The following is a 275-nucleotide window of genomic DNA, read 5'->3' as shown; positions in this document are numbered from 1 at the left end:
TCTCCGTCGTCGGCAGCGTCATATGTGTATAAGAGACAGATACAGAGAAAGTTTATTTAAAGATCAATCAATAAAAGAATACTATGGAGCATTTGCAGCTTATTTATTTGTATTTGCAACCCTGGTGCCGCTTTTTGGCATTAGTTATGGTTTGTATTTGAAGATTAATAAAAATAAATCTGCAATCTTATTTTTCTCATTTTTAATGTTGGTAGGAAAAGAAAGTATCTTGATTTCAAGATACTATGTTTTCGCTCCGGTGTTGGCAGCAATAT

General features: G+C 33.1%; 1 protein-coding gene. It reads left to right on the top strand.

Annotated elements, in window-relative coordinates:
• The coding region (locus HBA26_RS22735; protein ID WP_208298238.1) for a hypothetical protein at positions 1–275 on the top strand (275 nt) is incomplete at both ends.

The organism is Enterobacter sp. 725m/11, assembly GCF_011683705.1.
Lineage (GTDB): Bacteria > Pseudomonadota > Gammaproteobacteria > Enterobacterales > Enterobacteriaceae > Enterobacter > Enterobacter bugandensis.
Note: the sequence above shows the minus strand (reverse complement) of the source record. Positions and strands in the feature narration are given on the sequence as shown.